The sequence below is a fragment of the Pseudescherichia sp. AS216 genome (assembly GCF_037152055.1).
Classification (GTDB): Bacteria; Pseudomonadota; Gammaproteobacteria; order Enterobacterales; family Enterobacteriaceae; genus Pseudescherichia.
The window spans coordinates 138,169-160,324 of sequence record NZ_JBBCMV010000007.1 but is presented as its reverse complement, the minus strand read 5'-3'; the positions used below and the strand labels follow the sequence as shown (position 1 = coordinate 160,324).

Here is a 22,156-nt window from a genome sequence, read left to right as displayed (position 1 = left end):
ACCAATAAAAAGGGCGGTCATCTGACCGCCCTCTCTGTACTTTCCTTTGCCGGGTGGCGCTGTGCTAACCCGGCCTACAGCTTACGATTAGGAGCTTTTCTTCTCGCGGCTATGCAGGCCACGCTTCTCCAGACCGCGGTAGATCAGCTGCTGCTGCAGAATGGTCACCAGGTTGCTGACGATATAGTACAGCACCAGACCAGACGGGAACCACAGGAAGAAGACCGTAAAGATGACCGGCATAAAGGTCATGATCTTCTGCTGCATCGGGTCGGTCACGGTGGTCGGCGACATCTTCTGGATGAAGAACATCGTCACGCCCATCAGGATCGGCAGGATGTAGTACGGGTCCTGTGCAGACAGGTCATGGATCCACAGGGCGAACGGCGCATGGCGCAGCTCAATGGAGCCCATCAGCATGTAGTACAGCGCAAGGAAGATAGGCATCTGGATAACCAGCGGTAAGCAGCCGCCCAGCGGGTTAACCTTCTCAGCTTTATACAGGGCCATCATCTCCTGGCTCTGACGCTGTTTATCATCGCCCAGACGCTCACGCATGGCCTGAATCTTAGGCTGCAGCATACGCATCTTCGCCATGGAGGTGTACTGCGCTTTGGTCAGCGGGTACATGATGCCACGAACGATAAAGGTGATGATGATGATTGAGAAGCCCCAGTTACCCAGGAAGCTGTGGATCCACTTCAGCAGCTTAAACAGCGGCTGAGAGATAAACCACAGCCAGCCGTAGTCTACGGTCAGGTCCAGATGCGGCGCAACGGCAGCCATCTTGTCCTGAATTTCCGGGCCGACCCACAGGGTGCTGGTCAGCGCGGCGGTCTGGCCAGGCTGAACCAGTACCGGTGCAGATTTGTAGCCAATAGCGGCCACGCCGTTGCCCAGGTTGCTGGTGTAGAAGTTGTTCGCGACGTCGCTGCGCGGGATCCATGCGGTGGCAAAGTACTGCTGCAGCATGGCGACCCAGCCGCCGTTAGAGGTCACGTTCAGGTTCTCGTTGTCGGCGATAGTATCGAATTTATATTTTTCGTACTTCTCGTCTGGCGTAGAGTAGGCCGCACCGCGGAAGGTATGCAGCGCAAAGTTGCTGCTGCCGGTGTCGCGATGGGCTGGCAGGTTGATGGATTGCTTCAGCTGGCCGAAGGTTGCGATCTCCAGCGGCTTCGCGCTGCTGTTCGCCACGTTGTAGCCCACGTTCACCGCATACTCACCGCGTTTCAGAGTAAAGGTTTTGGTGAAGGTGTTGCCTGCGGCGTCGGTGTAGGTCAGCGGGATCGCCAGTTCGTTCTGGCCTTCGGCCATCACAAAGGTATCGCTGTTAACGTTATACAGCGGACGCGCGCCGTTTGCCGGGTTATCCGGGCCGTCGCGACCGGTCAGGCCGCTCTGTGCCTGATAGATGAACTCAGGCGTGGTTTCCAGCAGCTGGAACGGCTCGGTAGACTTCAGCTCTTTCGGGTAGCCCAACAGCAGCGCCTGCTCAACATCACCACCACGGGTGTTGATGACAAGCTCCAGCACGTCGGTCTTAACGGTAATGAGTTTCCCCTGGCCACTGGCTGGTACGCCCTGGTCTGCGGCACTACCCGCTGCGGTGGTCGTAGTCTGCGTGGTCTGCTGCGTCTGAGGCTGAGGATTTTTATCCTGCTCCCAGGCTTGCCAGATCATGAAAGACACGAACAACAAAGCGATGACAAAAAGATTGCGTTGCGAATCCATCGTTAGTGTTCTCTGGTATTAAAAGGTCCTGGCGGGACGGGGTCGTCGCCACCCGGGTGTAAAGGGTGGCATTTTAATACGCGTTTCACCGTCAACCAACTGCCTTTTATCACTCCGAACCTGCGCAATGCCTCAATTCCATATTGCGAACAGGTCGGTGTGAAACGACAGTGCGGCCCAAGCAGCGGACTGATCAGGCGCTGATAACCCCGAATGAGGGCTATCAGGAGCCGTGAGCCAGGCGACAGTGGCGGCGCCATAGTTTTTCCAACGCTTCCGTGAGAGCACGGTTATCGAGGTCAGCAACCCCCTTCTTCGCCACCACCACGAAATCCATTGCTGGCAGTTCATGCTGGCGTAAGCGGAAGCTTTCACGCGTCAGACGTTTGATCCGGTTGCGTTCATGCGCACGCTTAACATTTTTCTTGGCGACGGTAAGACCGATGCGGGGATGCCCCAGCGAATTCAGGCGGCCGAGGATGGTGATTTGCGGCGTGCCAGCCCGTTGTGGCTGCTGGAAGACGAATGTGAAATGATTGGGAGTTAACAAGCGTAACTCCCTGGGAAATGCGAGCTTAACCACTCAGGGTTAGCTTTATTACTTGGAAACGGTCAGACGAGAGCGGCCTTTAGCACGACGACGTGCCAGAACCTGACGACCATTTTTAGTAGCCATACGAGCACGGAAGCCGTGAGAACGGTTGCGCTTCAGTACAGACGGTTGAAAAGTGCGTTTCATGGCGATTTCTACCTAAACTTGAATGAATTCACTGAATTTCGCGTCGGTCCGCTGGGCAGTGCCAACGTCTTACGCCTCAGTGTTGATGATTAAAGAGGCCGGATTGTAATAATTGTACACTCCAGAGTCAATTCTCTTTCCTTATATACCGCCTAAATTCTGCTGTTTTTGCTTGAAAAGTAGACGGCAGTCGACGCAAGAAATCAAGCAGCGCGCGCCGGGTGGAGGATTATACGGGCTGAGGGGCAAAGCGCAAGGATCCTTCAGGATCTTCATTAGATCGTTTCGGCCATTTTTTATCGATCCTCATTAATTTTTCCAATATGCGGCCTAAATCGTGCCGCACCGGCACCAGGATCGTTTACACTTAGCCGATTCGGATCGTCCTGTGGATAAATCGTGAAGAATCTGTGAGAAACAGAAGATCTCTTCGGCGGTTTACGTTATGATCCGCGGTCCCGATCCTGCATCCCGGATCCGGATCGGGGCAAAAAACCGCAAATAGCGGTTCGCACGTCACCCTTCAGGGGTCTTTTCGACGTGTGTCTACAATCATTAATTTCAGCTTTCGTCTTTTATTATCGACTTTTGTTCGAGTGGAGTCCGCCGTGTCACTTTCGCTTTGGCAGCAGTGTCTTGCCCGACTGCAGGATGAGTTACCAGCCACAGAATTCAGTATGTGGATCCGCCCATTGCAGGCGGAACTGAGTGACAACACGCTGGCTTTGTATGCGCCAAACCGTTTTGTACTCGATTGGGTCAGGGACAAGTACCTTAATAATATCAACGGACTGCTGAACGAGTTCTGCGGCTCGGATACGCCGCAACTGCGCTTTGAAGTGGGTACCCGGCCGGTTGCCCATACGCTAAAGGAGCCGGCAAGCGTCGCCGCGCCTGCCCAGGTCGCAGCGGTGCAGATGCCTCGCGTCGCCCCTGCGTCGCGCTCAAGCTGGGACAACGTTCCCGCTCCGGCAGAGCCTACCTACCGCTCTAACGTCAACGTTAAACATACGTTTGATAACTTCGTTGAAGGTAAATCGAACCAGCTGGCCCGCGCGGCGGCTCGTCAGGTGGCCGATAACCCAGGCGGAGCATATAACCCGCTGTTTCTCTACGGTGGCACGGGCCTCGGTAAGACGCACCTGCTGCACGCGGTGGGTAACGGCATCGTGGCGCGCAAGCCCAATGCCAAAGTAGTCTATATGCACTCCGAGCGCTTTGTTCAGGACATGGTAAAAGCCCTGCAGAACAACGCCATTGAGGAGTTCAAACGTTACTACCGCTCCGTAGATGCCCTGCTGATCGATGACATCCAGTTCTTTGCCAATAAGGAGCGCTCCCAGGAGGAGTTCTTCCACACCTTTAACGCCCTGCTGGAAGGCAACCAACAGATCATCCTTACCTCGGATCGTTATCCAAAAGAGATCAACGGCGTCGAGGATCGTCTGAAGTCGCGCTTTGGCTGGGGATTGACCGTGGCGATCGAGCCGCCTGAGCTCGAAACCCGCGTGGCGATCCTGATGAAAAAGGCCGACGAAAACGACATTCGTCTGCCGGGCGAAGTGGCGTTCTTTATTGCCAAACGTCTGCGCTCCAACGTGCGTGAGCTGGAGGGGGCGCTGAACCGCGTGATCGCCAACGCCAACTTCACCGGCCGCGCCATTACCATCGATTTCGTTCGTGAAGCGCTGCGCGATCTGCTGGCGCTCCAGGAAAAGCTGGTCACCATCGACAATATTCAAAAGACGGTGGCGGAGTACTACAAAATTAAAGTGGCGGATCTGCTCTCCAAGCGCCGATCCCGCTCGGTAGCGCGTCCGCGCCAGATGGCGATGGCGCTGGCCAAAGAGCTGACCAACCACAGCCTGCCGGAGATCGGCGATGCGTTTGGCGGCCGCGACCATACGACCGTGCTCCACGCCTGCCGTAAAATCGAGCAGCTGCGTGAAGAGAGCCATGATATCAAAGAAGATTTCTCCAATTTAATCCGAACTCTATCGTCGTGATGCTATGAAATTTACCGTTGAACGTGAACACCTATTAAAACCGCTTCAGCAGGTCAGTGGCCCGCTGGGAGGCCGTCCTACGCTGCCGATCCTGGGCAACCTGCTGCTGCAGGTGGCCGACGGCGCGCTGTCCCTGACCGGCACCGATCTGGAGATGGAGATGGTCGCCCGCGTCGTGCTGGCCCAGCCGCATGAACCCGGCGCAACCACCGTCCCGGCGCGCAAATTCTTCGATATTTGCCGCGGCCTGCCGGAAGGCGCAGAGATCGCCGTGCAGCTGGAGGGCGACCGGATGCTGGTGCGCTCCGGGCGCAGCCGTTTCTCACTGTCGACCTTGCCGGCAGCGGATTTCCCGAACCTCGACGACTGGCAGAGCGAAGTAGAGTTTACCCTGCCGCAGGCGACCATGAAGCGCCTGATCGAGGCGACCCAGTTCTCGATGGCCCATCAGGACGTGCGCTACTACCTGAACGGCATGCTGTTTGAAACCGAAGGCGAAGAGCTGCGCACCGTGGCGACCGACGGCCACCGTCTGGCGGTCTGTTCCATGCCGGTTGGGCAGTCGCTGCCAAACCATTCGGTGATCGTGCCGCGTAAAGGTGTCATTGAGCTGATGCGTATGCTCGACGGTGGAGAGACACCGCTGCGCGTGCAGATTGGCAGCAATAACATCCGCGCACACGTGGGCGACTTTATCTTCACCTCCAAGCTGGTGGATGGTCGCTTCCCGGACTACCGCCGCGTGCTGCCGAAGAACCCGGATAAGCACCTCGACGCCGGGTGCGATATTCTCAAGCAGGCCTTTGCCCGCGCGGCCATTCTCTCTAACGAGAAGTTCCGCGGCGTGCGTCTCTACGTCAGCGAAAATCAGCTTAAGATCACTGCTAACAACCCCGAGCAGGAAGAAGCCGAAGAGATCCTCGACGTCACCTACGCCGGGACAGAAATGGAGATCGGCTTTAACGTTAGCTACGTGCTGGACGTACTCAACGCCCTGAAGTGCGAAAACGTGCGTATTCTGCTGACCGATTCCGTATCGAGCGTACAGATTGAAGATGCCGCCAGCCAAAGTGCGGCTTACGTTGTTATGCCAATGAGACTGTAATGTCGCTCACCCGCCTGTTGATCCGCGACTTTCGCAATATCGAAAGCGCGGATCTTGCTCTCTCCCCCGGCTTTAACTTCTTAGTTGGCGCTAACGGCAGCGGCAAGACCAGCGTGCTGGAAGCGATCTATACGCTCGGCCACGGCCGGGCGTTTCGCAGTTTGCAGATTGGTCGCGTCATTCGCCACGAGCAGGAGGCGTTTATCCTGCATGGTCGTTTACAGGGCGAAGAGCGTGAAACCTCCATCGGCCTGACCAAAGATAAGCATGGGGACAGCACCGTTCGCATCGACGGCACCGACGGCCACAAAGTGGCCGAGCTGGCGCTGCTGATGCCAATGCAGCTGATTACGCCCGAGGGGTTTACTTTACTCAACGGCGGCCCCAAATACAGAAGAGCCTTCCTCGACTGGGGATGCTTCCATAACGAAGCCGGGTTCTTTACTGCCTGGAGCAACCTGAAGCGGCTCCTGAAGCAGCGCAACGCCGCCCTGCGCCAGGTGACGCAATACGCCCAGCTTCGTGCATGGGACAAAGAGCTGATCCCGCTGGCGGAGCAGATCAGCCGCTGGCGAGCCGAGTACAGCACCGCTATCGCCCAGGACATGGCGGACACCTGTAAGCAGTTTCTGCCGGAGTTCTCCCTGAGCTTCTCTTTCCAGCGCGGCTGGGAAAAAGAAGCTGACTACGGCGAGGTGCTGGCGCGCAGCTTTGAGCGCGACAGGGCGCTGACCTATACCGCCCACGGCCCACACAAGGCGGATTTTCGCATTCGTGCCGACGGCGCGCCGGTGGAGGATACTCTCTCCCGCGGGCAGCTTAAGCTGCTGATGTGCGCCCTGCGCCTGGCGCAGGGGGAGTTCCTGACCCGCGAGAGCGGGCGGCGCTGTTTGTACCTCATAGATGATTTTGCCTCAGAGCTTGATGACACGCGGCGCGCGCTGCTGGCCAGCCGCTTAAAAGCCACGCAATCACAGGTCTTTGTCAGCGCGATTAGCGCTGAACACGTAATGGACATGTCGGACAAAAATTCGAAGATGTTCACCGTGGAAAAGGGTAAAATAGCAGACTAATCCAAGACAAATTGAGCGAGAAACGTTGATGTCGAATTCTTATGACTCCTCCAGTATCAAAGTCCTGAAAGGGCTGGATGCGGTGCGTAAGCGCCCGGGTATGTATATCGGCGACACGGATGACGGTACCGGCCTGCACCATATGGTATTTGAGGTGGTAGATAACGCTATCGACGAGGCGCTCGCGGGTCACTGTAAAGATATCGTCGTGACGATCCACGCCGATAACTCCGTGTCGGTCTCGGATGATGGCCGTGGGATCCCGACCGGTATTCACCCGGAAGAGGGCGTCTCCGCCGCTGAAGTTATCATGACCGTGCTGCACGCAGGCGGTAAATTCGATGATAACTCCTATAAAGTGTCCGGCGGCCTGCACGGCGTGGGCGTCTCCGTGGTTAACGCCCTGTCGCAAAAGCTTGAGCTGCTGATCCGCCGTGAAGGCAAAGTGCACCAGCAGACCTACGTGCACGGTGTGCCGCAGGCACCGCTGGCAGTGACCGGCGATACCGACGTTACCGGTACCGTGGTGCGTTTCTGGCCTAGCCTGGAGACCTTCACCAACGTCACCGAATTTGAGTACGATATCCTGGCCAAGCGCCTGCGCGAGCTGTCATTCCTGAACTCTGGCGTTTCCATTCGCCTGCAGGACAAGCGCGACGGTAAAGAGGACCACTTCCATTACGAAGGCGGCATCAAGGCCTTTGTTGAGTACCTCAACAAGAACAAAACGCCTATTCACCCGAACGTGTTCTATTTCTCCACAGAAAAAGACGGTATCGGCGTAGAAGTTGCGCTCCAGTGGAACGATGGCTTCCAGGAAAACATCTACTGCTTTACCAACAACATTCCGCAGCGCGACGGCGGTACCCACCTTGCGGGCTTCCGTGCGGCAATGACCCGTACCCTGAATGCCTACATGGACAAAGAGGGCTACAGCAAGAAAGCCAAGGTCAGCGCTACCGGTGATGACGCTCGTGAAGGCCTGATCGCCGTTGTTTCGGTAAAAGTGCCGGATCCGAAATTCTCCTCTCAGACCAAAGACAAGCTGGTCTCCTCTGAGGTAAAATCGGCGGTTGAACAGCAGATGAACGAGCTGCTGAGCGAATACCTGCTGGAAAACCCGTCCGACGCTAAAATCGTCGTCGGTAAAATTATCGACGCGGCCCGCGCCCGTGAAGCGGCACGTCGTGCCCGTGAGATGACCCGCCGTAAAGGCGCGCTGGATCTCGCAGGCCTGCCGGGCAAGCTGGCGGACTGTCAGGAACGCGACCCGGCCCACTCCGAACTCTACCTGGTGGAAGGGGACTCGGCGGGCGGCTCGGCGAAGCAGGGCCGTAACCGTAAGAATCAGGCTATCCTGCCGCTGAAGGGTAAGATCCTTAACGTTGAGAAGGCCCGTTTCGACAAGATGCTGGCCTCTCAGGAAGTGGCGACGCTGATCACCGCCCTGGGCTGCGGCATTGGCCGTGACGAGTACAACCCGGACAAGCTGCGCTATCACAGCATCATCATCATGACCGATGCGGACGTTGATGGCTCGCACATCCGTACGCTGCTGCTGACCTTCTTCTATCGCCAGATGCCGGAGATCATTGAGCGTGGTCACGTGTACATCGCTCAGCCGCCGCTCTACAAGGTGAAAAAGGGCAAGCAGGAGCAGTACATCAAGGATGACGAGGCGATGGATCAGTATCAGATCTCTATCGCGTTGGATGGTGCCACCCTGCACACTACCGAAGGCGCACCTGCGCTGGCCGGTGAGGCGCTGGAGAAAATGGTCTCCGAGTATAACGCCACGCAGAAAATGATTACCCGCATGGAGCGTCGTTTCCCGCGTGCGCTGCTGAAAGAGCTTGTCTACCAGCCGACGCTGCAAGAGGCCGATCTCACAGACGAAGCGAAAGTGACCCGCTGGGTCTCTGCGCTGATCGCCACGCTGAACGAAAACGACGTGCACGGCAGCACCTGGAAGTACGACGTGCGTGAAGACGCCGAGCTGAAACAGTTCGAGCCGATTATCCGCGTGCGTACTCACGGTGTGGATACCGACTATCCGCTGGATCATGAGTTCATTATCGGTGGTGAGTATCGTCGTCTGTGCACGCTGGGTGAGAAGCTGCGCGGCCTGATCGAAGAGGATGCCTATATCGAACGTGGCGAGCGTCGTCAGCCGATTGCCAGCTTTGAGCAGGCGCTGGAGTGGCTGGTGAAGGAGTCCCGTCGTGGCCTGGCGATTCAGCGCTATAAAGGGCTGGGCGAGATGAACCCGGAGCAGCTGTGGGAAACCACCATGGATCCGGAGAGCCGCCGCATGCTGCGCGTGACCGTGAAGGATGCGATTGCTGCCGATCAGCTCTTCACTACGCTGATGGGCGATGCCGTTGAACCGCGTCGTGCGTTTATCGAAGAGAACGCCCTGAAAGCGGCGAATATCGATATCTAATCGGTCTGTTCCCCGGCGGCAGTGACGCTGCCGGGGCTACCACTCCTGTAAATGGGGAATATACCGCTCCGCTCCTGTCCCCCTTTTCCCTCCTTGCACTTACTGTCTTTTGCGCAGAATCACGCTAGCATAAGAGTTAACTCTTTTACGCTGGGGAAACCATGGCTATTAAACTCATTGCAATCGACATGGACGGCACCTTGCTGCTGCCGGACCATACCATTTCACCTGCTGTTAAAAATGCGATTGCCGCCGCGCGTGAGCGTGGGGTCAACGTTGTGCTCACCACCGGGCGTCCCTATGCCGGCGTGCACAACTATTTGAAAGAGCTGCATATGGACAGGCCAGGCGATTACTGCATCACCTATAACGGCGCGCTGGTGCAGAAAGCCAGCGACGGCAGCACCGTGGCGCAGACCCCGCTCAGCTATGACGACTACCGCTACCTCGAACAGCTCTCCCGCGAGGTAGGCTCCCACTTCCATGCGCTCGACCGCAACACGCTCTATACCGCTAACCGCGACATCAGTTACTACACGGTGCACGAATCCTACGTCGCGACCATTCCGCTGGTGTTCTGCGAAGCCGAGAAGATGGATCCGGCCATCCAGCTGCTGAAAGTCATGATGATTGACGAGCCGGCGATCCTCGATCAGGCGATAGCGCGCATTCCGGCAGAGGTAAAAGAGAAGTACACCGTGCTGAAAAGTGCGCCTTACTTCCTTGAAATCCTCGATAAAAGCGTCACCAAGGGCACCGGTGTGAAATCGCTGGCCGATGCGCTGAACATCAAGCCGGAAGAGGTGATGGCGATTGGCGATCAGGAAAATGACATCGCGATGCTGGAGTATGCCGGTATGGGTGTTGCCATGGACAATGCTATTCCGTCGGTGAAAGAGGTCGCTAACTTTGTGACTAAAACCAACCTTGAAGATGGAGTGGCTTACGCTATCGAGAAGTTTGTCCTGAACTAAATTTCGCTCCTCCCGTCCGCTAAAAACCCGCCCACCGCTGTAATGCCAGTCAGTTAAGCCGACTGGCATTTTTTGGCAAGGGCGGGAAGAATATGAAGGGTCGCTAAGGTTTCCGTTCACCTCATGGACGGTGCTCCTTTGGGAAACCTACACACGTGAACGTGCCAGGGTGGCTCGCCGCCACCACCCTGGCGACCCGGGCTCCCGGCAGGGAAAATCGCCGCTGCGCGGGTGCCTCGGCTTATCCCTTCCGGCTTTCGGGTCGGGCGTGAGGTAACTTCCCTGTAAGGCACGCCCTCAGCCCGCATCCATGCGGGCTGCCCCGGCCAGAAGTGAACGCCCCGGCGATTTTCAGCCGGACCCAACACCTCGCTTTAATTCCGAGCCTACAGCGATGTCTTTGTCGCTATAGATTCCAGTCTCACAGCGCGGGTGTTGAGTCCCCGCTGAAACCGGCGAACCGGAGACCGGATGACAAGGACTGGACGCCAGGGAGGGCGGCCAGAGGCGAAACGAGACAGGACAAAATCGCCCGGAGCGATTTTGAACAACGCTTTGCGTTGGCCCCGAAGGGGCGAGTCCTGGGGATGGGACGAGTAATCTCGAGTCGAGCCGACCGTCGGTCAGCCGGACGGGAGGTGAGCGCAGTGCGCAGCACCGGTTTCCCTGCGGGGCCGCGGGGATCGATAAGGGGGCCGCGGTGGCCCCCTTATCACGTTCACGTGTGACACTCGTTATATGTTCTGCCCTACATGAGGTGAACGGAACACATATACCAGAGTCACATATTTCCCTTCTCCAGCAGCTTAACTGACTGGCATTAGCCCACCGCTGCGGGTTTTTTATTGCCCCCCGTTTTTTTACAGTTTATTTACCACGTGTCGTTTTTGTGATCTGGATTGTAGTACAACCCAAAGTGATTGTACTACTATATGTTCACGGTATGGCGAACGACTCGCATATTTGTACTTCAATAGTGCGGACTTTTACGCCGGTAAGGATAAAGTAATGGTAAAGCCTCTTCTTAAAGGATCTGACATGACCATTACAAAAACGGACCGCATCATCGCCACCCTCGGGCGGCAGATTGTCAGCGGCAAATACGTCCCTGGCGCAGGGCTGCCTTCCGAGACCGACCTGTGTGAAGAGTTTGAAACCTCGCGCAACATCATCCGGGAAGTCTTTCGCTCCCTGATGGCGAAGCGGCTCATTGAGATGAAGCGCTATCGCGGGGCGTTTGTCGCGGCACGCAACCAGTGGAACTACCTTGATACCGAGGTGCTGCAGTGGGTGCTGGAGAACGACTACGACCCCCGACTAATCAGCGCGATGAGCGAGGTGCGCAACCTGGTAGAGCCAGCCATTGCCCGCTGGGCGGCTGAGCGAGCTACCTCCAGCGATCTGGCGCAGATTGAGGCGGCGCTCAACGACATGATCGCCAATAACCAGAATCGGGAAGCGTTCAACGAAGCGGATATCCGCTATCACGACGCCGTGCTGCAGTCGGTGCACAATCCCGTTCTCCAGCAGCTGACGGTGGCGATTGGCTCCCTGCAGCGGGCAGTATTTGAACAGACCTGGCGCGGGGACGAGGCCAACATGCCGAAGACGCTTCAGGAACATAAGGCGCTGTTTGATGCGATCCGGCATCAGGACGGCGATGCAGCAGAGCAGGCGGCGCTGACTATGATCGCCAGCTCAACTCAAAGGCTGAAGGAAATAACATGACATCACGCTATATCGCCATCGACTGGGGTTCCACCAATCTTCGCGCCTGGCACTATCAGGGCGATGAATGCCTTGAAAGCAGGCAGTCTGAAGCGGGCGTAACCCGCCTGAACGGACGCACCTTCGAGGCGGTATTAGCGCAGATCACCGAGGGCTGGGCGCGGGAAAACACGCCTGTGGTAATGGCGGGCATGGTCGGCAGCAATGCCGGCTGGGTCAACGTCCCGTATCTCCCTTGCCCGGCCCGCTTTGACGATATTGGCCAGCAGATTACCGCCGTTGCCGACAATATCTGGATCGTTCCCGGCCTGTGCGTCAACCAGGAAGATAACCATAACGTGATGCGCGGCGAAGAGACTCAGCTGCTCGGCGCGCGCGATCTCCAGCCCGCCCAGGTGTATGTCATGCCCGGCACCCACTGCAAATGGGTGCTGGCCGATAGCGAGCAGGTGAGCGACTTTCACACCGTGATGACCGGCGAGCTGCATCACGTGCTGCTTAACCATACGCTGGTGGGTGCAGGCCTGCCCGAGCAGGAGACCTCCCCGGATGCCTTCACCGCTGGCTTAACCCGCGGCCTTGACTCGCCCGATCTGCTGCCTCGCCTGTTTGAAGTGCGGGCTTCCCACGTGCTCGGCGCGCTGGCGCGTGAACAGGTGAGCGAATTTCTTTCCGGTCTGCTCATTGGCAGCGAATTGGCGAGCATGAAAGCCTGGATCGCGCCGCAGCAGACCATCACCCTCGTTGCCAACCCCTCGCTGACCGCACGCTACCAGCAGGCTTTTGACCTGCTGGGCTATAAGACGCAGGCGCTACGCGGCGACGACGCATTTCAGGCAGGTATAAGGAGCATCGCTCATGCAGTGGCAAAATAAACTCCCGCTAATCGCAATTCTGCGCGGCATCACGCCCGAAGAGGCGCACGCCCACGTGGCGGCGGTGATCGAGGCCGGGTTTGAAGCGGTCGAAATTCCGCTCAACTCACCCCGCTGGGAAGAGAGCATTCCCGCAATGGTAAAAGCCTTTGGTGATAAAGCCTTAATTGGCGCGGGCACGGTATTAAAGCCTGAGCAGGTCGATACGCTTGCGGAGATGGGCTGCACCCTGCTGGTCACGCCAAATATTAACCCGGAGATTATCCGCCGGGCGGTGGCGTACGGCATGACAGTCTGCCCCGGCTGTGCGACGGCAACCGAAGCCTTTACGGCGATTGAGGCCGGTGCTCAGTCGCTGAAAATATTCCCCTCTTCGGCGTTTGGCCCGGACTACATCAAAGCGCTGAAGGCCGTGCTTCCGCCGGAAATCCCTGTGTTCGCCGTGGGGGGCGTCACGCCGGAAAACCTGACCCAGTGGCTCAAGGCAGGCTGTGCCGGTGCCGGACTGGGCAGCGATCTCTACCGTGCCGGGCAATCCGTTGAGCGCACCGCGCAGCAGGCAGCCGCATTTGTAAAAGCGTATCGAGAGGCAGTGCAATGAAAATTACTAAACTAACCACCTACCGTTTACCCCCGCGCTGGATGTTTTTGAAAATCGAGACTGACGAAGGCGTGGTGGGCTGGGGTGAACCGGTGATCGAAGGCCGGGCGCGTACCGTTGAGGCGGCCGTTCACGAGCTGGGCGAATATCTGATTGGCCAGGATCCAGCCCGCATCAACGACCTGTGGCAGGTCATGTACCGCGCGGGCTTCTACCGTGGCGGCCCGATCCTGATGAGCGCCATCGCCGGTATAGACCAGGCGCTCTGGGACATTAAAGGTAAAGTCTTGGATGCCCCGGTCTGGCAGCTGATGGGCGGTCTGGTACGCGATAAAATCAAGGCCTACAGCTGGGTGGGCGGCGATCGTCCGGCGGAAGCCATCGCGGGTATTACTAAACTGCGCGAAATTGGCTTCGATACGTTTAAATTAAACGGCTGCGAAGAGTTATCGATTATTGATGATTTCCGTAAAGTGGAAGCCGCGGTAAATACCGCCGCGCAGATCCGCGAAGCCTTTGGCAATGAAATTGAATTTGGCCTCGATTTCCACGGCCGCGTTAGCGCCCCGATGGCGAAAATATTAATTAAAGAGCTGGAGCCGTACCGTCCGCTGTTTATTGAAGAGCCGGTGCTGGCCGAGCAGGCGGAATATTATCCGAAGCTGGCTGCGCAAACCCATATTCCGATTGCCGCCGGGGAGCGGATGTTCTCACGCTTCGAATTTAAGCGCGTGCTGGAAGCGGGCGGTCTGGCCATTCTCCAGCCCGATCTCTCCCACGCCGGGGGCATCACCGAGTGCTACAAAATTGCCGGCATGGCAGAGGCGTACGACGTGGCGCTGGCACCGCACTGTCCGCTTGGCCCGATTGCGCTGGCGGCCTGTCTGCACGTGGACTTTGTCTCCCACAATGCGGTGTTCCAGGAGCAGAGCATGGGCATTCACTACAATCAGGGCGCGGAGCTGCTCGACTTTGTGAAAAACAAAGAGGACTTCAACATGGAAGGCGGCTTCTTCAAACCGTTGATGAAGCCAGGCCTGGGCGTAGAGATTGATGAAGAGCAGGTTATTGCCCGCAGTAAAGATGTCACCGACTGGCGCAATCCATTATGGCGACATGAAGACGGTTCCGTAGCCGAGTGGTAATTTCCTGATTCAAAAAAATAACGATAGCTAACCGCCTGTATATGAACAGAGGGATCGCCTCGTGCATATACGGCTGGGTGAGGTTTTTACTATGAATACCGACCTGTACTCTACAACCTTAAAACAGCTTAATGCGAAAATAATTCCTTTCATCATTATCTGTTATTTTGTCGCTAACCTCGATAAAACCAATATCTCTATTGCGGCATTACAAATGAATGCCGATCTCGGCCTGAGCGCCAGTATGTATGGCCTTGGCGTCGGGATGTTCTATATCTCGTATATTATTTTTGAAATCCCCAGCAACGTTATTATGACGCGGGTGGGTGCCCGGATATGGATCGCCAGGATTATGATTACCTGGGGCATCGTCAGCGCCGGGATGTCGCTGGTGCAAACGCCCACGCAGCTCTACGTCATGCGCTTTTTACTCGGTATGGCGGAAGCGGGCTTTACGCCGGGCATTATTTACTACATCTCCTGCTGGTTCCCGAAAAGTAACCGTGCGCGGGCCATGTCGTTCTTCTACATGGGCTCGGTGATGGCGTCGATTATTGGCCTGCCGATCTCTGGCTCAATTCTGAACATGCACGGCATTGCGGATATTGCGGGCTGGCGCTGGCTGTTTGCGCTGGAGGGCATTCCGGCCATCGCTCTGGGGATCATGGTGCTGTGGCGCCTGCCGCAGACGCCGGATCACGCCGCGTGGCTGACGCCGGAGCAGAAAGGCTGGCTGAAGGCGGAGCTAGAGCGCGACAACGCCGGGGTTGAGGTGGGTAAAAACCACAGCTGGCTGAGCGCGCTGAAAAACAAGACCGTGCTGCTGCTGAGCCTGGTGTGGTTCCTGCAAGCCTTTGGCTCTATCGGTATTACGCTGTTCCTGCCGCTGATCATCAAAAGTATGGCCAGTGACCAGAGCAACATCGTTATCAGCCTGCTCTCTGCCGTGCCCTTTATCGCTGCCTGCTTGTTTATGTATTTCAATGGCCGCCACTCTGATACCACCAGGGAACGTTCGCTGCACCTTGGGCTGCCGCTGATTATCTCCGGGCTGTCGCTGGCTATCGCTATCTACTCCAGCAATCTGCTGGTGGCTTACTTCCTGCTGATCCTCACCGTTGGCTTCAACTTTGCGCTGACGCCGATCTTTTGGGCCGTGACCACCGAGAAGCTGGCTGGCGTTGCTGCAGCGGCCTCTATCGCCTTCATTAACACGGTGGCTAACTTTGTCGGTCTCGGCCTCCCGCCGCTGCTGGGCAAAATCAAAGATGCCACCAACAGCTACCACTATGGACTGCTGATTGTGGCGGTAGCGCTGATCCTCGGCGGCATTATTGGCATCCTGGTCTCGCGTCCGACGCAGCCAAAAGCCGCAAAACGAACCGCTACACGCCTCTCCTGATAGGAAAACGATATGAAACAGAAAGTACTGAAACAGGCGGGTCTGCCGGATGCGCTCACCGCTGAACTGCAAACGCGCTACGACCTATACGATCTGGCTGAGATGGATACCGCTAAGCTCGCCGCTATCGCTGATGAAGTCACGGTGGTGATAACCAACGGCGAAGCGGTGGTGACGCGTGACTTTATCGCCTCGCTGCCTGCCCTGAAGCTGATCGCCGTCTTTGGCGTCGGTTACGATGGCGTCGACGTGGCGGCGGCACGGGATCACGGCGTGGCGGTGACCCATACACCGGGCGTACTGACTGACGATGTGGCCGATCTGGCTATTGGCCTGATGCTGGCAACCTCGCGCCGCATCGTGGCTGCGCAGAAGTTTATTGAGCAGGGCGACTGGTCGGCGGGTGGTTTCCAGTGGACGCGCAAGGTCTCTGGCGCACGTCTGGGTATTCTCGGCATGGGGCGAATTGGCCAGGCCATCGCGCGTCGTGCCAGCGGGTTTGATATGCATATTGCCTACACTGACCGCAAGGCACACAGCGCACTGCCGTGGGATTACGTCGCCGATCTACGCGAGCTGGCAGAGCAGAGCGATTTTCTGATGGTCTGTGCGCCGGGTGGCGCAGAGACAAAAGCGCTGATAAACCCGTCGGTACTCGAGGCGCTTGGCCAGCAGGGCGTGCTGATCAACATCTCACGTGGCAGCGTGGTGGACGAAGCCGCGCTGATCGCTGCCCTGGAGAGTGGCACGATTGCCGGTGCCGGACTGGACGTTTTTGCCGATGAGCCCAACGTGCCTGCCGCGCTGCAACAGCGCGATAACGTGGTCATCACTCCCCATATGGCCAGCGCAACCTGGGAAACGCGTCGGGAGATGTCACGCCTGGTGTTAGAGAACGTTCAGGCCTGGTTTGAGGGTGAACCGCTGGTAACACCGGTTCCCTGATAGTTTTTTTGCTGTAGATCTCTTACCCTGATGCGACATCTGCGCATCAGGGTCTCTTCATGAAACAAATCACCTTCGCTCCCCGCCATCATCAGCTGACCAATATCAATACCTGGACGCCCGACAGCCAGTGGCTGGTGTTTGACGTGCGTCCTTCCGGCGCCTCCTTTACCGGTAAAACCATTGAACGCGTCAACGTGGAGACCGGTGAGGTAGAGATAATCTATACCGCGACTCAGGGCGCGCACGTTGGCGTGGTGACCGTTCATCCCAGCGAAGAGAAGTATGTGTTTATTCACGGGCCGCAGGATCCGGACGAGAGCTGGCAGTACGATTTTCACCATCGCCAGGGGGTAATTGTGCAAGACGGCAGGGCAAGCAACCTCGATGCGCTGGATATCACCGAACCCTATACCCCCGGCGCGCTGCGCGGCGGCAGCCACGTACATGTGTTCAGCCCGGACGGCAGCAAGGTGAGCTTTACCTATAACGACCACGTGCTGCACGAGCGCGATCCAGAGCTGGATCTGCGCAACGTCGGCGTCGCCGTTCCCTTTGGGCCGGTTATGCCTGGGGGCAATCATCCGCGAGAGTATGCTGGCAGCCACTGGTGCGTGCTGGTCAGCCGCACGACGCCCACCCCTGCGCCCGGCAGCGATGAGATCAACCGCGCCTATGAAGAGGGCTGGGTAGGCAACGGCAGGCTGGCGTTTATTGGCGATACGCTGGCGTTAAACGGTGAAAAAGTGCCTGAACTGTTTATCGTCGATCTGCCCGCTGATGAGCAGGGCTGGAAGCGGGCGGGCGAGGCCCCGCTGGCTGGCACATCAACCACGATGCCGTCGCCGCCGGCGGGCGTGCAGCAGCGGCGGCTTACCTTTACCCATCAGCGTCGTTACCCGGGGCTGGTCAACGTGCCGCGCCACTGGGTGCGCAGCAACCCGCGGGGCAGTAACATTGCTTTTTTGATGCGTGATGAGGCAGGCGTGGTGCAGCTCTGGCTGATTGCCGCAGAGGGCGGCGAGCCGCGCCAGCTGACGCATAACGCCACGGACATCCAGTCGGCGTTTAACTGGCACCCCTCTGGCGCAGCGCTCGGCTTTGTGCTGGAGAACCGCATCGCCCTGTGCGATAGCGCGATGGGAACGGTCGCGTTTTTAACCGACACTCACCCTGAGCATCAGCCCTCGGCCGATGCGGTGGTCTTCTCGCCGGATGGTAAGAAGATCGCGTGGATGGCAGCCGTCGCAGGCTTCCGCCAGCTGTGGATGGCCGATACCGGCCTGTAATCGGCCAGAGCGAATTTACGGTGCGGGCATGGCCGCAGGGGGAATAACGGAGTTGGTGGCCAGGTTGGCCTCCTCCGCTTTCTCAACGCGAGATTTTACCGAGTTGTCTTTGCGGAACATATCCCAGGGCAGCAGCAGCGTATCGGCTACGGCGGTAAACGGCATATCGAGGACCACAAATGATTTCACCGCCAGGTTCGCGTCATCATCCATTAGCATTTTTGAACTGGCGCGCGTGCCGGGGTAGAGTCCCTCTTTGCCGCCGGTGTGCGACATCACGCTGGAGCAGCCGCCCAGCGTCACCATTCCGCTGACAATAGCCACTTTTAACAGAACATTTTTCATGATGGTTTTTTTCTTATCATCGTGCACTCCTTGCTTATAACGACCCTTAAGGGAAATGAATAGCTTTCGTGTGCCGCTCTGTGGCGGCAATCGCAATTTAGCGTTAAGTGTCGTAACTCAGTCTATGCCCTGAGTGAGAAAGTGCAAAAAAAAGTCAGACTTCTGCCCTTGAAAATTCTCTCGCTGCACCCATTTTTACAACGTAGTCGGAAGAACATGCCTGCGGGGTGTTCTGGTTTTAAGAGCCTGTCCATAGTGGAAGGTTCAAAAATTTCTCGCTGATTTCAGGAGCTTATTGTATGCGTAACTTCGATCTCTCTCCGCTTTACCGTTCTGCCATTGGTTTTGACCGCCTGTTTAACCTGTTAGAAAACAACCAGAGCCAGAGTAACGGCGGCTATCCTCCGTATAACGTTGAACTTGTTGACGAAAACCACTATCGCATTGCGATTGCCGTGGCCGGCTTTGCCGAAAGCGAACTGGAGATCACCGCTCAGGACAACCTGCTGGTGGTGAAAGGCGCTCGTGCAACCGAGCAAAAAGAGCGTAGCTATCTCTATCAGGGCATTGCCGAACGTAACTTCGAACGTAAATTCCAGATCGCTGAGAACATTCACGTTCGCGGCGCGAATCTGGTCAACGGCCTGCTGTTTATCGAACTGGAACGCGTGATCCCAGAAGAGAAAAAACCGCGCCGTATCGAAATTAACTAATTTCCCGGGTCGCCGTGGCGGCCCAGATCGTACCCTTGCTCGCCGTCAGGGAGCAGATGCGCGTCACACGATGCGTAGAACATTTCTTGCTTCAAAGAAGGAGAAACACCATGCGTAACTACGATTTATCCCCGCTGCTGCGTCAATGGATCGGTTTTGACAAACTGGCCAATGCCCTGCAAAACGCCAGCGAAGGCCAGACCTTCCCGCCCTATAACATCGAGAAGAGCGACGATAACCACTACCGCATTACCCTTGCGCTAGCCGGTTTCCGCCAGGACGATCTGGAGATCCAGCTGGAGGGCACGCGCCTTAGCGTTAAAGGCACCCCGGAAAAACCGGCTAACGAGCCGAAGTGGCTGCATCAGGGGCTGGTGATCCAGCCGTTCAGCCTGAGCTTCACCCTGGCCGACCATATGGAGGTCACCGGTGCCACCTTCAATAACGGGCTGCTGCATATCGACATCAGCCGCAACGTGCCGGAAGCCATTGCTCCCCAGCGCATCGCCATTAGCGAGCGCCCGGCGCTGAACAGCTAATCTGCACGATGTAAAAAGGCCCCGCATGGGGCCTTTTTTGTTTTTTGCCAGGCCATAGGGGAAGGGATACACTGACCTCAGACAAGCATTCTGGAGGCTGAAATGTTAGGCGAAAAACTGGAATTTGCAGGGCTTACCGGCGTTGGCCGTGTTCAGCTGGATCTTGAGCCAGACCAGCATATCTATACCTTTATAGGCGAAAACGGTGTCGGTAAGACCAAGACCCTTGAAGCGCTATTTCAGGTTGCTTTTGTTAGTAATAAAGCGGTAGCGCAAATATGGGATGAATTTGCAGAGCTCGACTTTAAGTTTAGCGCTTTTTTCAAGGAAGACTCCCCTGATATTTCTGTAAATCTAAGTTCCGTAAGCTGTCGTTATATTGCAAACTGGCATCAGGCATGTTTTTCCGCAATGGCACATGATCTCCCTGCTGTTTATTTAGGTGCTCAGGCCAGAGGAGTAATAAAAAATAGTGATATATCGCATAAATTACATCTCGGCACGTTAAAGCAGCGTAGAGAAGAGTATCTGTCCAATGTTATTAGTAAGATGATGACCGACTTCAGCTCTCTCAATATGGGTACCAGTATTGAAGAGTGGTTTGTCACCCTGGCCCGATCGTCCAATCCCTATCAGAAAAAAGAGGATAACCGGGACGTCGAGATTAAAACGGTCATCCGGCTGCTCTCTGAAATCGATAACCGTATCGATTCTGAGTTTATGGAAATTAGCGGAGACGATCGCGTTAGTCTGAAAATTGAAAATCAGAAGCGAGAACTGAGCCAGCTCAGCTCAGGCTTTGCCTCCATTCTCAAGCTCATCCAGGCCATTGTCTCCGGCTACGGCTACTTTACCAATGAAACTAACCTGCAGCATGTTAAAGGGATTGTGTTCATTGATGAAATAGAGAGCCACCTGCATCTCACGTGGCAGGCAAATATCATCCCGCTGCTGAAGACGCTTTTCCCGAACACCATATTTTATATCACCACCCACTCGTCGATTGTGCTGTCACAGCTTAAAGAGGGCGAGGCCTACACGCTTTACAGAGACGATTCGGGCACTGTGAAAAGCAGGAAGATTGAAGCACCGAACAAGGCGGCGTTGGTAGATATCATGAAAGACGTGTTCAAGGTCGATCTTAACCAGATGAAGCTGGAAAACAGCAATGCTGATGAGCAGCAGGAGGCGAAAAGTACTCTTCTACAGTTGCTCAAACAGCAGGAGAAAAAATGATGACAAGGAATGTTTTGCTGGACACTAATTTAATTATCGCAGCCTTTGATCCTCATGGTACAACTTCGCCAGAGATAAAAAGCCTGGCGATTAGACAGCTTTCAACGCTTTTAGAAGATCCCGAAGCTGTGCTTTTTATCACGCCTTTAGTGCGCTATGAGGTATTACGCGGGATTACGTGGCAGAGTGAGGAGCAGTTCCTCGCCATGAAAAACGTATTAAAAGTTTTTACCGAGCTGGATGTCACTCGCGATATCTCAGAGCTGTCGGCTAACCTTTTCCGCTTTGATACTTGGCTAGCCCAGCAGGCAAATGACAGAAACAGAAATGTCGATAAGCGCAAATTCGATGTGTTTCACTACTGTAGCGCCCACTGTAATAGCCTGGAGTTTTGTTCAAATGACACCGATATCGGCAGGATCAGAACGTTACATACCGCTTATGAAGAGGCGTTAGCCTCCTGAAACACCGGTGTTACGTTAACGTCAGGCCAACCACAAGGACACCGCATGAAAATTTCTCGCCTCGGTGAAGCGCCGGACTACCGCTTCTCGCTGGCAAACGAGCGCACTTTTCTCGCCTGGATCCGCACCGCGCTGGGTTTTCTGGCGGCGGGAGTAGGCCTCGATCAGCTCGCTCCGGATTTTGCCACCCCGCTTATTCGCGAGCTGCTGGCGCTGCTGCTCTGTCTTACCTCCGGCGGGCTGGCCGTTTTTGGCTACCTGCGCTGGCTGCGCAATGAGAAGGCGATGCGCCTGAAGCAGGATCTGCCCTATACCTATAGCCTGCTGGTAATTAGCATCATGCTGCTCGTCGTTGCCGCGGTGGTGATGGCGCTGGTCTTCTATGCCGGATAGCCGCAAAGCCCGCCGTGAGCAGGACCCCGGCCTGCAGCCCGAGCGCACGTCGCTTGCCTGGCTGCGCACCCTGCTGGGCTACGGCGCGTTGCTGATGCTGGCGGTAAAGCACAACGGGCAGCAGGCTGGATCGGCTTTCTGGGTGGCGATTGCCCTGCTGGCGGCGGTGGCGCTGATCCTCTGGCGCTACACCCTGAAACGTAACCTGATGGACGTCGGACGCAGCGACTTTCTGCGCCCGTCAGCGGTGCGGGACAAGCTGCTGGTCGCGCTAGGGGTGCTCTCGCTGGCGCTGCTGTTTGCCGCTACCCATTTCCAGCAGATCGCACTTTTTCTTCTCGCTGCGCTACACGCCAGTTAAAAAAGCATGCTAAAAAATAGCGGTGCGTTAACTCACCTTTTCAGGC

Annotated in this window: 24 protein-coding genes and 1 other annotated feature; of the genes, 18 read left to right on the top strand and 6 right to left on the bottom strand. The window is 56.5% G+C overall.

Annotated elements, in window-relative coordinates:
• Window positions 1-87 precede the first annotated feature (87 nt).
• The 5 genes from yidC to WFN61_RS20995 form a co-directional block, all read right to left on the bottom strand.
• Complete coding sequence (yidC, locus tag WFN61_RS18675) at window positions 88-1,734, bottom strand: membrane protein insertase YidC (protein ID WP_312235660.1); 1,647 nt, start codon at window positions 1,732-1,734, stop codon at window positions 88-90.
• 2 nt (window positions 1,735-1,736) lie between these two features.
• Window positions 1,737-1,994: a membrane protein insertion efficiency factor YidD gene (gene yidD, locus WFN61_RS18670; protein ID WP_312777735.1), complete on the bottom strand. Its 258-nt coding sequence runs from the start codon at window positions 1,992-1,994 to the stop codon at window positions 1,737-1,739.
• A complete protein-coding gene (gene rnpA, locus WFN61_RS18665; protein WP_042393473.1) occupies window positions 1,958-2,317 on the bottom strand; it encodes a ribonuclease P protein component in 360 nt (119 codons plus the stop codon). Before rnpA ends, yidD begins: the two co-directional genes overlap by 37 nt.
• A gap of 15 nt (window positions 2,318-2,332) precedes the next feature.
• Window positions 2,333-2,473: a 50S ribosomal protein L34 gene (gene rpmH, locus WFN61_RS18660; RefSeq protein ID WP_003849659.1), complete on the bottom strand. Its 141-nt coding sequence runs from the start codon at window positions 2,471-2,473 to the stop codon at window positions 2,333-2,335.
• Window positions 2,474-2,702: 229 nt separating this feature from the next.
• Window positions 2,703-2,783 (bottom strand): hypothetical protein, encoded by an 81-nt coding sequence (locus WFN61_RS20995; RefSeq protein WP_436880908.1) that lies wholly within the window; start codon window positions 2,781-2,783, stop codon window positions 2,703-2,705.
• Between the two features lie 298 nt (window positions 2,784-3,081).
• On the opposite strand from WFN61_RS20995, the gene dnaA reads away from it, so the two are divergent.
• From dnaA to WFN61_RS18600, 12 genes are all read left to right on the top strand, one after another.
• The gene (gene dnaA, locus WFN61_RS18655; RefSeq protein WP_042393469.1) at window positions 3,082-4,479 is read left to right on the top strand and encodes a chromosomal replication initiator protein DnaA; all 1,398 of its coding nucleotides are present in this window, start codon (window positions 3,082-3,084) and stop codon (window positions 4,477-4,479) included.
• A gap of 4 nt (window positions 4,480-4,483) precedes the next feature.
• A complete protein-coding gene (gene dnaN, locus WFN61_RS18650; protein WP_042393465.1) occupies window positions 4,484-5,584 on the top strand; it encodes a DNA polymerase III subunit beta in 1,101 nt (366 codons plus the stop codon).
• Complete coding sequence (recF, locus tag WFN61_RS18645) at window positions 5,584-6,657, top strand: DNA replication/repair protein RecF (RefSeq protein ID WP_144818274.1); 1,074 nt, start codon at window positions 5,584-5,586, stop codon at window positions 6,655-6,657. Before dnaN ends, recF begins: the two co-directional genes overlap by 1 nt.
• A 28-nt stretch (window positions 6,658-6,685) precedes the next feature.
• Window positions 6,686-9,100 (top strand): DNA topoisomerase (ATP-hydrolyzing) subunit B, encoded by a 2,415-nt coding sequence (gene gyrB, locus WFN61_RS18640; protein ID WP_144818275.1) that lies wholly within the window; start codon window positions 6,686-6,688, stop codon window positions 9,098-9,100.
• A gap of 161 nt (window positions 9,101-9,261) precedes the next feature.
• Window positions 9,262-10,074, top strand: coding sequence for a sugar-phosphatase (gene yidA / locus WFN61_RS18635; protein ID WP_238082274.1), 813 nt, complete (start codon window positions 9,262-9,264; stop codon window positions 10,072-10,074).
• Between the two features lie 1,038 nt (window positions 10,075-11,112).
• Complete coding sequence (dgoR, locus tag WFN61_RS18630; RefSeq protein ID WP_103820568.1) at window positions 11,113-11,802, top strand: D-galactonate utilization transcriptional regulator DgoR; 690 nt, start codon at window positions 11,113-11,115, stop codon at window positions 11,800-11,802.
• Window positions 11,799-12,677 (top strand): 2-dehydro-3-deoxygalactonokinase, encoded by an 879-nt coding sequence (locus WFN61_RS18625; RefSeq protein ID WP_144818279.1) that lies wholly within the window; start codon window positions 11,799-11,801, stop codon window positions 12,675-12,677. Before dgoR ends, WFN61_RS18625 begins: the two co-directional genes overlap by 4 nt.
• Complete coding sequence (locus WFN61_RS18620) at window positions 12,661-13,278, top strand: 2-dehydro-3-deoxy-6-phosphogalactonate aldolase (protein WP_238082277.1); 618 nt, start codon at window positions 12,661-12,663, stop codon at window positions 13,276-13,278. Before WFN61_RS18625 ends, WFN61_RS18620 begins: the two co-directional genes overlap by 17 nt.
• On the top strand, window positions 13,275-14,423 hold the full coding sequence (gene dgoD / locus WFN61_RS18615; protein WP_337039076.1) for a galactonate dehydratase: 1,149 nt from the start codon (window positions 13,275-13,277) through the stop codon (window positions 14,421-14,423). The genes WFN61_RS18620 and dgoD overlap by 4 nt, the downstream gene beginning before the upstream one ends.
• Before the next feature lie 91 nt (window positions 14,424-14,514).
• Window positions 14,515-15,825: an MFS transporter gene (locus tag WFN61_RS18610; RefSeq protein ID WP_312926077.1), complete on the top strand. Its 1,311-nt coding sequence runs from the start codon at window positions 14,515-14,517 to the stop codon at window positions 15,823-15,825.
• 12 nt (window positions 15,826-15,837) lie between these two features.
• Window positions 15,838-16,770, top strand: coding sequence for a 2-hydroxyacid dehydrogenase (locus WFN61_RS18605; RefSeq protein ID WP_144818287.1), 933 nt, complete (start codon window positions 15,838-15,840; stop codon window positions 16,768-16,770).
• Window positions 16,771-16,829: 59 nt separating this feature from the next.
• Complete coding sequence (locus WFN61_RS18600; protein WP_337039074.1) at window positions 16,830-18,059, top strand: DUF3748 domain-containing protein; 1,230 nt, start codon at window positions 16,830-16,832, stop codon at window positions 18,057-18,059.
• A gap of 15 nt (window positions 18,060-18,074) precedes the next feature.
• Here the strand turns inward: WFN61_RS18600 and WFN61_RS18595 are convergent, their stop codons facing one another.
• Window positions 18,075-18,407: a YceK/YidQ family lipoprotein gene (locus tag WFN61_RS18595; protein ID WP_144818522.1), complete on the bottom strand. Its 333-nt coding sequence runs from the start codon at window positions 18,405-18,407 to the stop codon at window positions 18,075-18,077.
• A gap of 228 nt (window positions 18,408-18,635) precedes the next feature.
• Window positions 18,636-18,710, top strand: a sequence feature (ROSE (Repression Of Heat Shock gene Expression) occurs in the 5'-region of heat shock genes and acts as an RNA thermometer to modulate expression.).
• On the opposite strand from WFN61_RS18595, the gene ibpA reads away from it, so the two are divergent.
• The 6 genes from ibpA to WFN61_RS18565 all read left to right on the top strand — a co-directional run bounded on the left by ibpA (window position 18,704) and on the right by WFN61_RS18565 (window position 22,110).
• A complete protein-coding gene (gene ibpA / locus WFN61_RS18590) occupies window positions 18,704-19,117 on the top strand; it encodes a small heat shock chaperone IbpA (RefSeq protein WP_042393452.1) in 414 nt (137 codons plus the stop codon). (Overlaps the previous feature by 7 nt.)
• A 110-nt stretch (window positions 19,118-19,227) precedes the next feature.
• The gene (gene ibpB / locus WFN61_RS18585) at window positions 19,228-19,656 is read left to right on the top strand and encodes a small heat shock chaperone IbpB (RefSeq protein ID WP_042393451.1); all 429 of its coding nucleotides are present in this window, start codon (window positions 19,228-19,230) and stop codon (window positions 19,654-19,656) included.
• 102 nt (window positions 19,657-19,758) lie between these two features.
• Complete coding sequence (locus WFN61_RS18580) at window positions 19,759-20,892, top strand: AAA family ATPase (protein ID WP_337039073.1); 1,134 nt, start codon at window positions 19,759-19,761, stop codon at window positions 20,890-20,892.
• Window positions 20,889-21,356, top strand: coding sequence for a PIN domain-containing protein (locus WFN61_RS18575; protein ID WP_312235537.1), 468 nt, complete (start codon window positions 20,889-20,891; stop codon window positions 21,354-21,356). Before WFN61_RS18580 ends, WFN61_RS18575 begins: the two co-directional genes overlap by 4 nt.
• Window positions 21,357-21,401: 45 nt before the next feature.
• Entirely contained in the window at window positions 21,402-21,749 is a 348-nt protein-coding gene (locus tag WFN61_RS18570; protein ID WP_144818294.1) for a YidH family protein, read from the top strand.
• Complete coding sequence (locus tag WFN61_RS18565) at window positions 21,739-22,110, top strand: DUF202 domain-containing protein (RefSeq protein WP_257758840.1); 372 nt, start codon at window positions 21,739-21,741, stop codon at window positions 22,108-22,110. The genes WFN61_RS18570 and WFN61_RS18565 overlap by 11 nt, the downstream gene beginning before the upstream one ends.
• The last annotated feature ends 46 nt before the right edge of the window (window positions 22,111-22,156 follow it).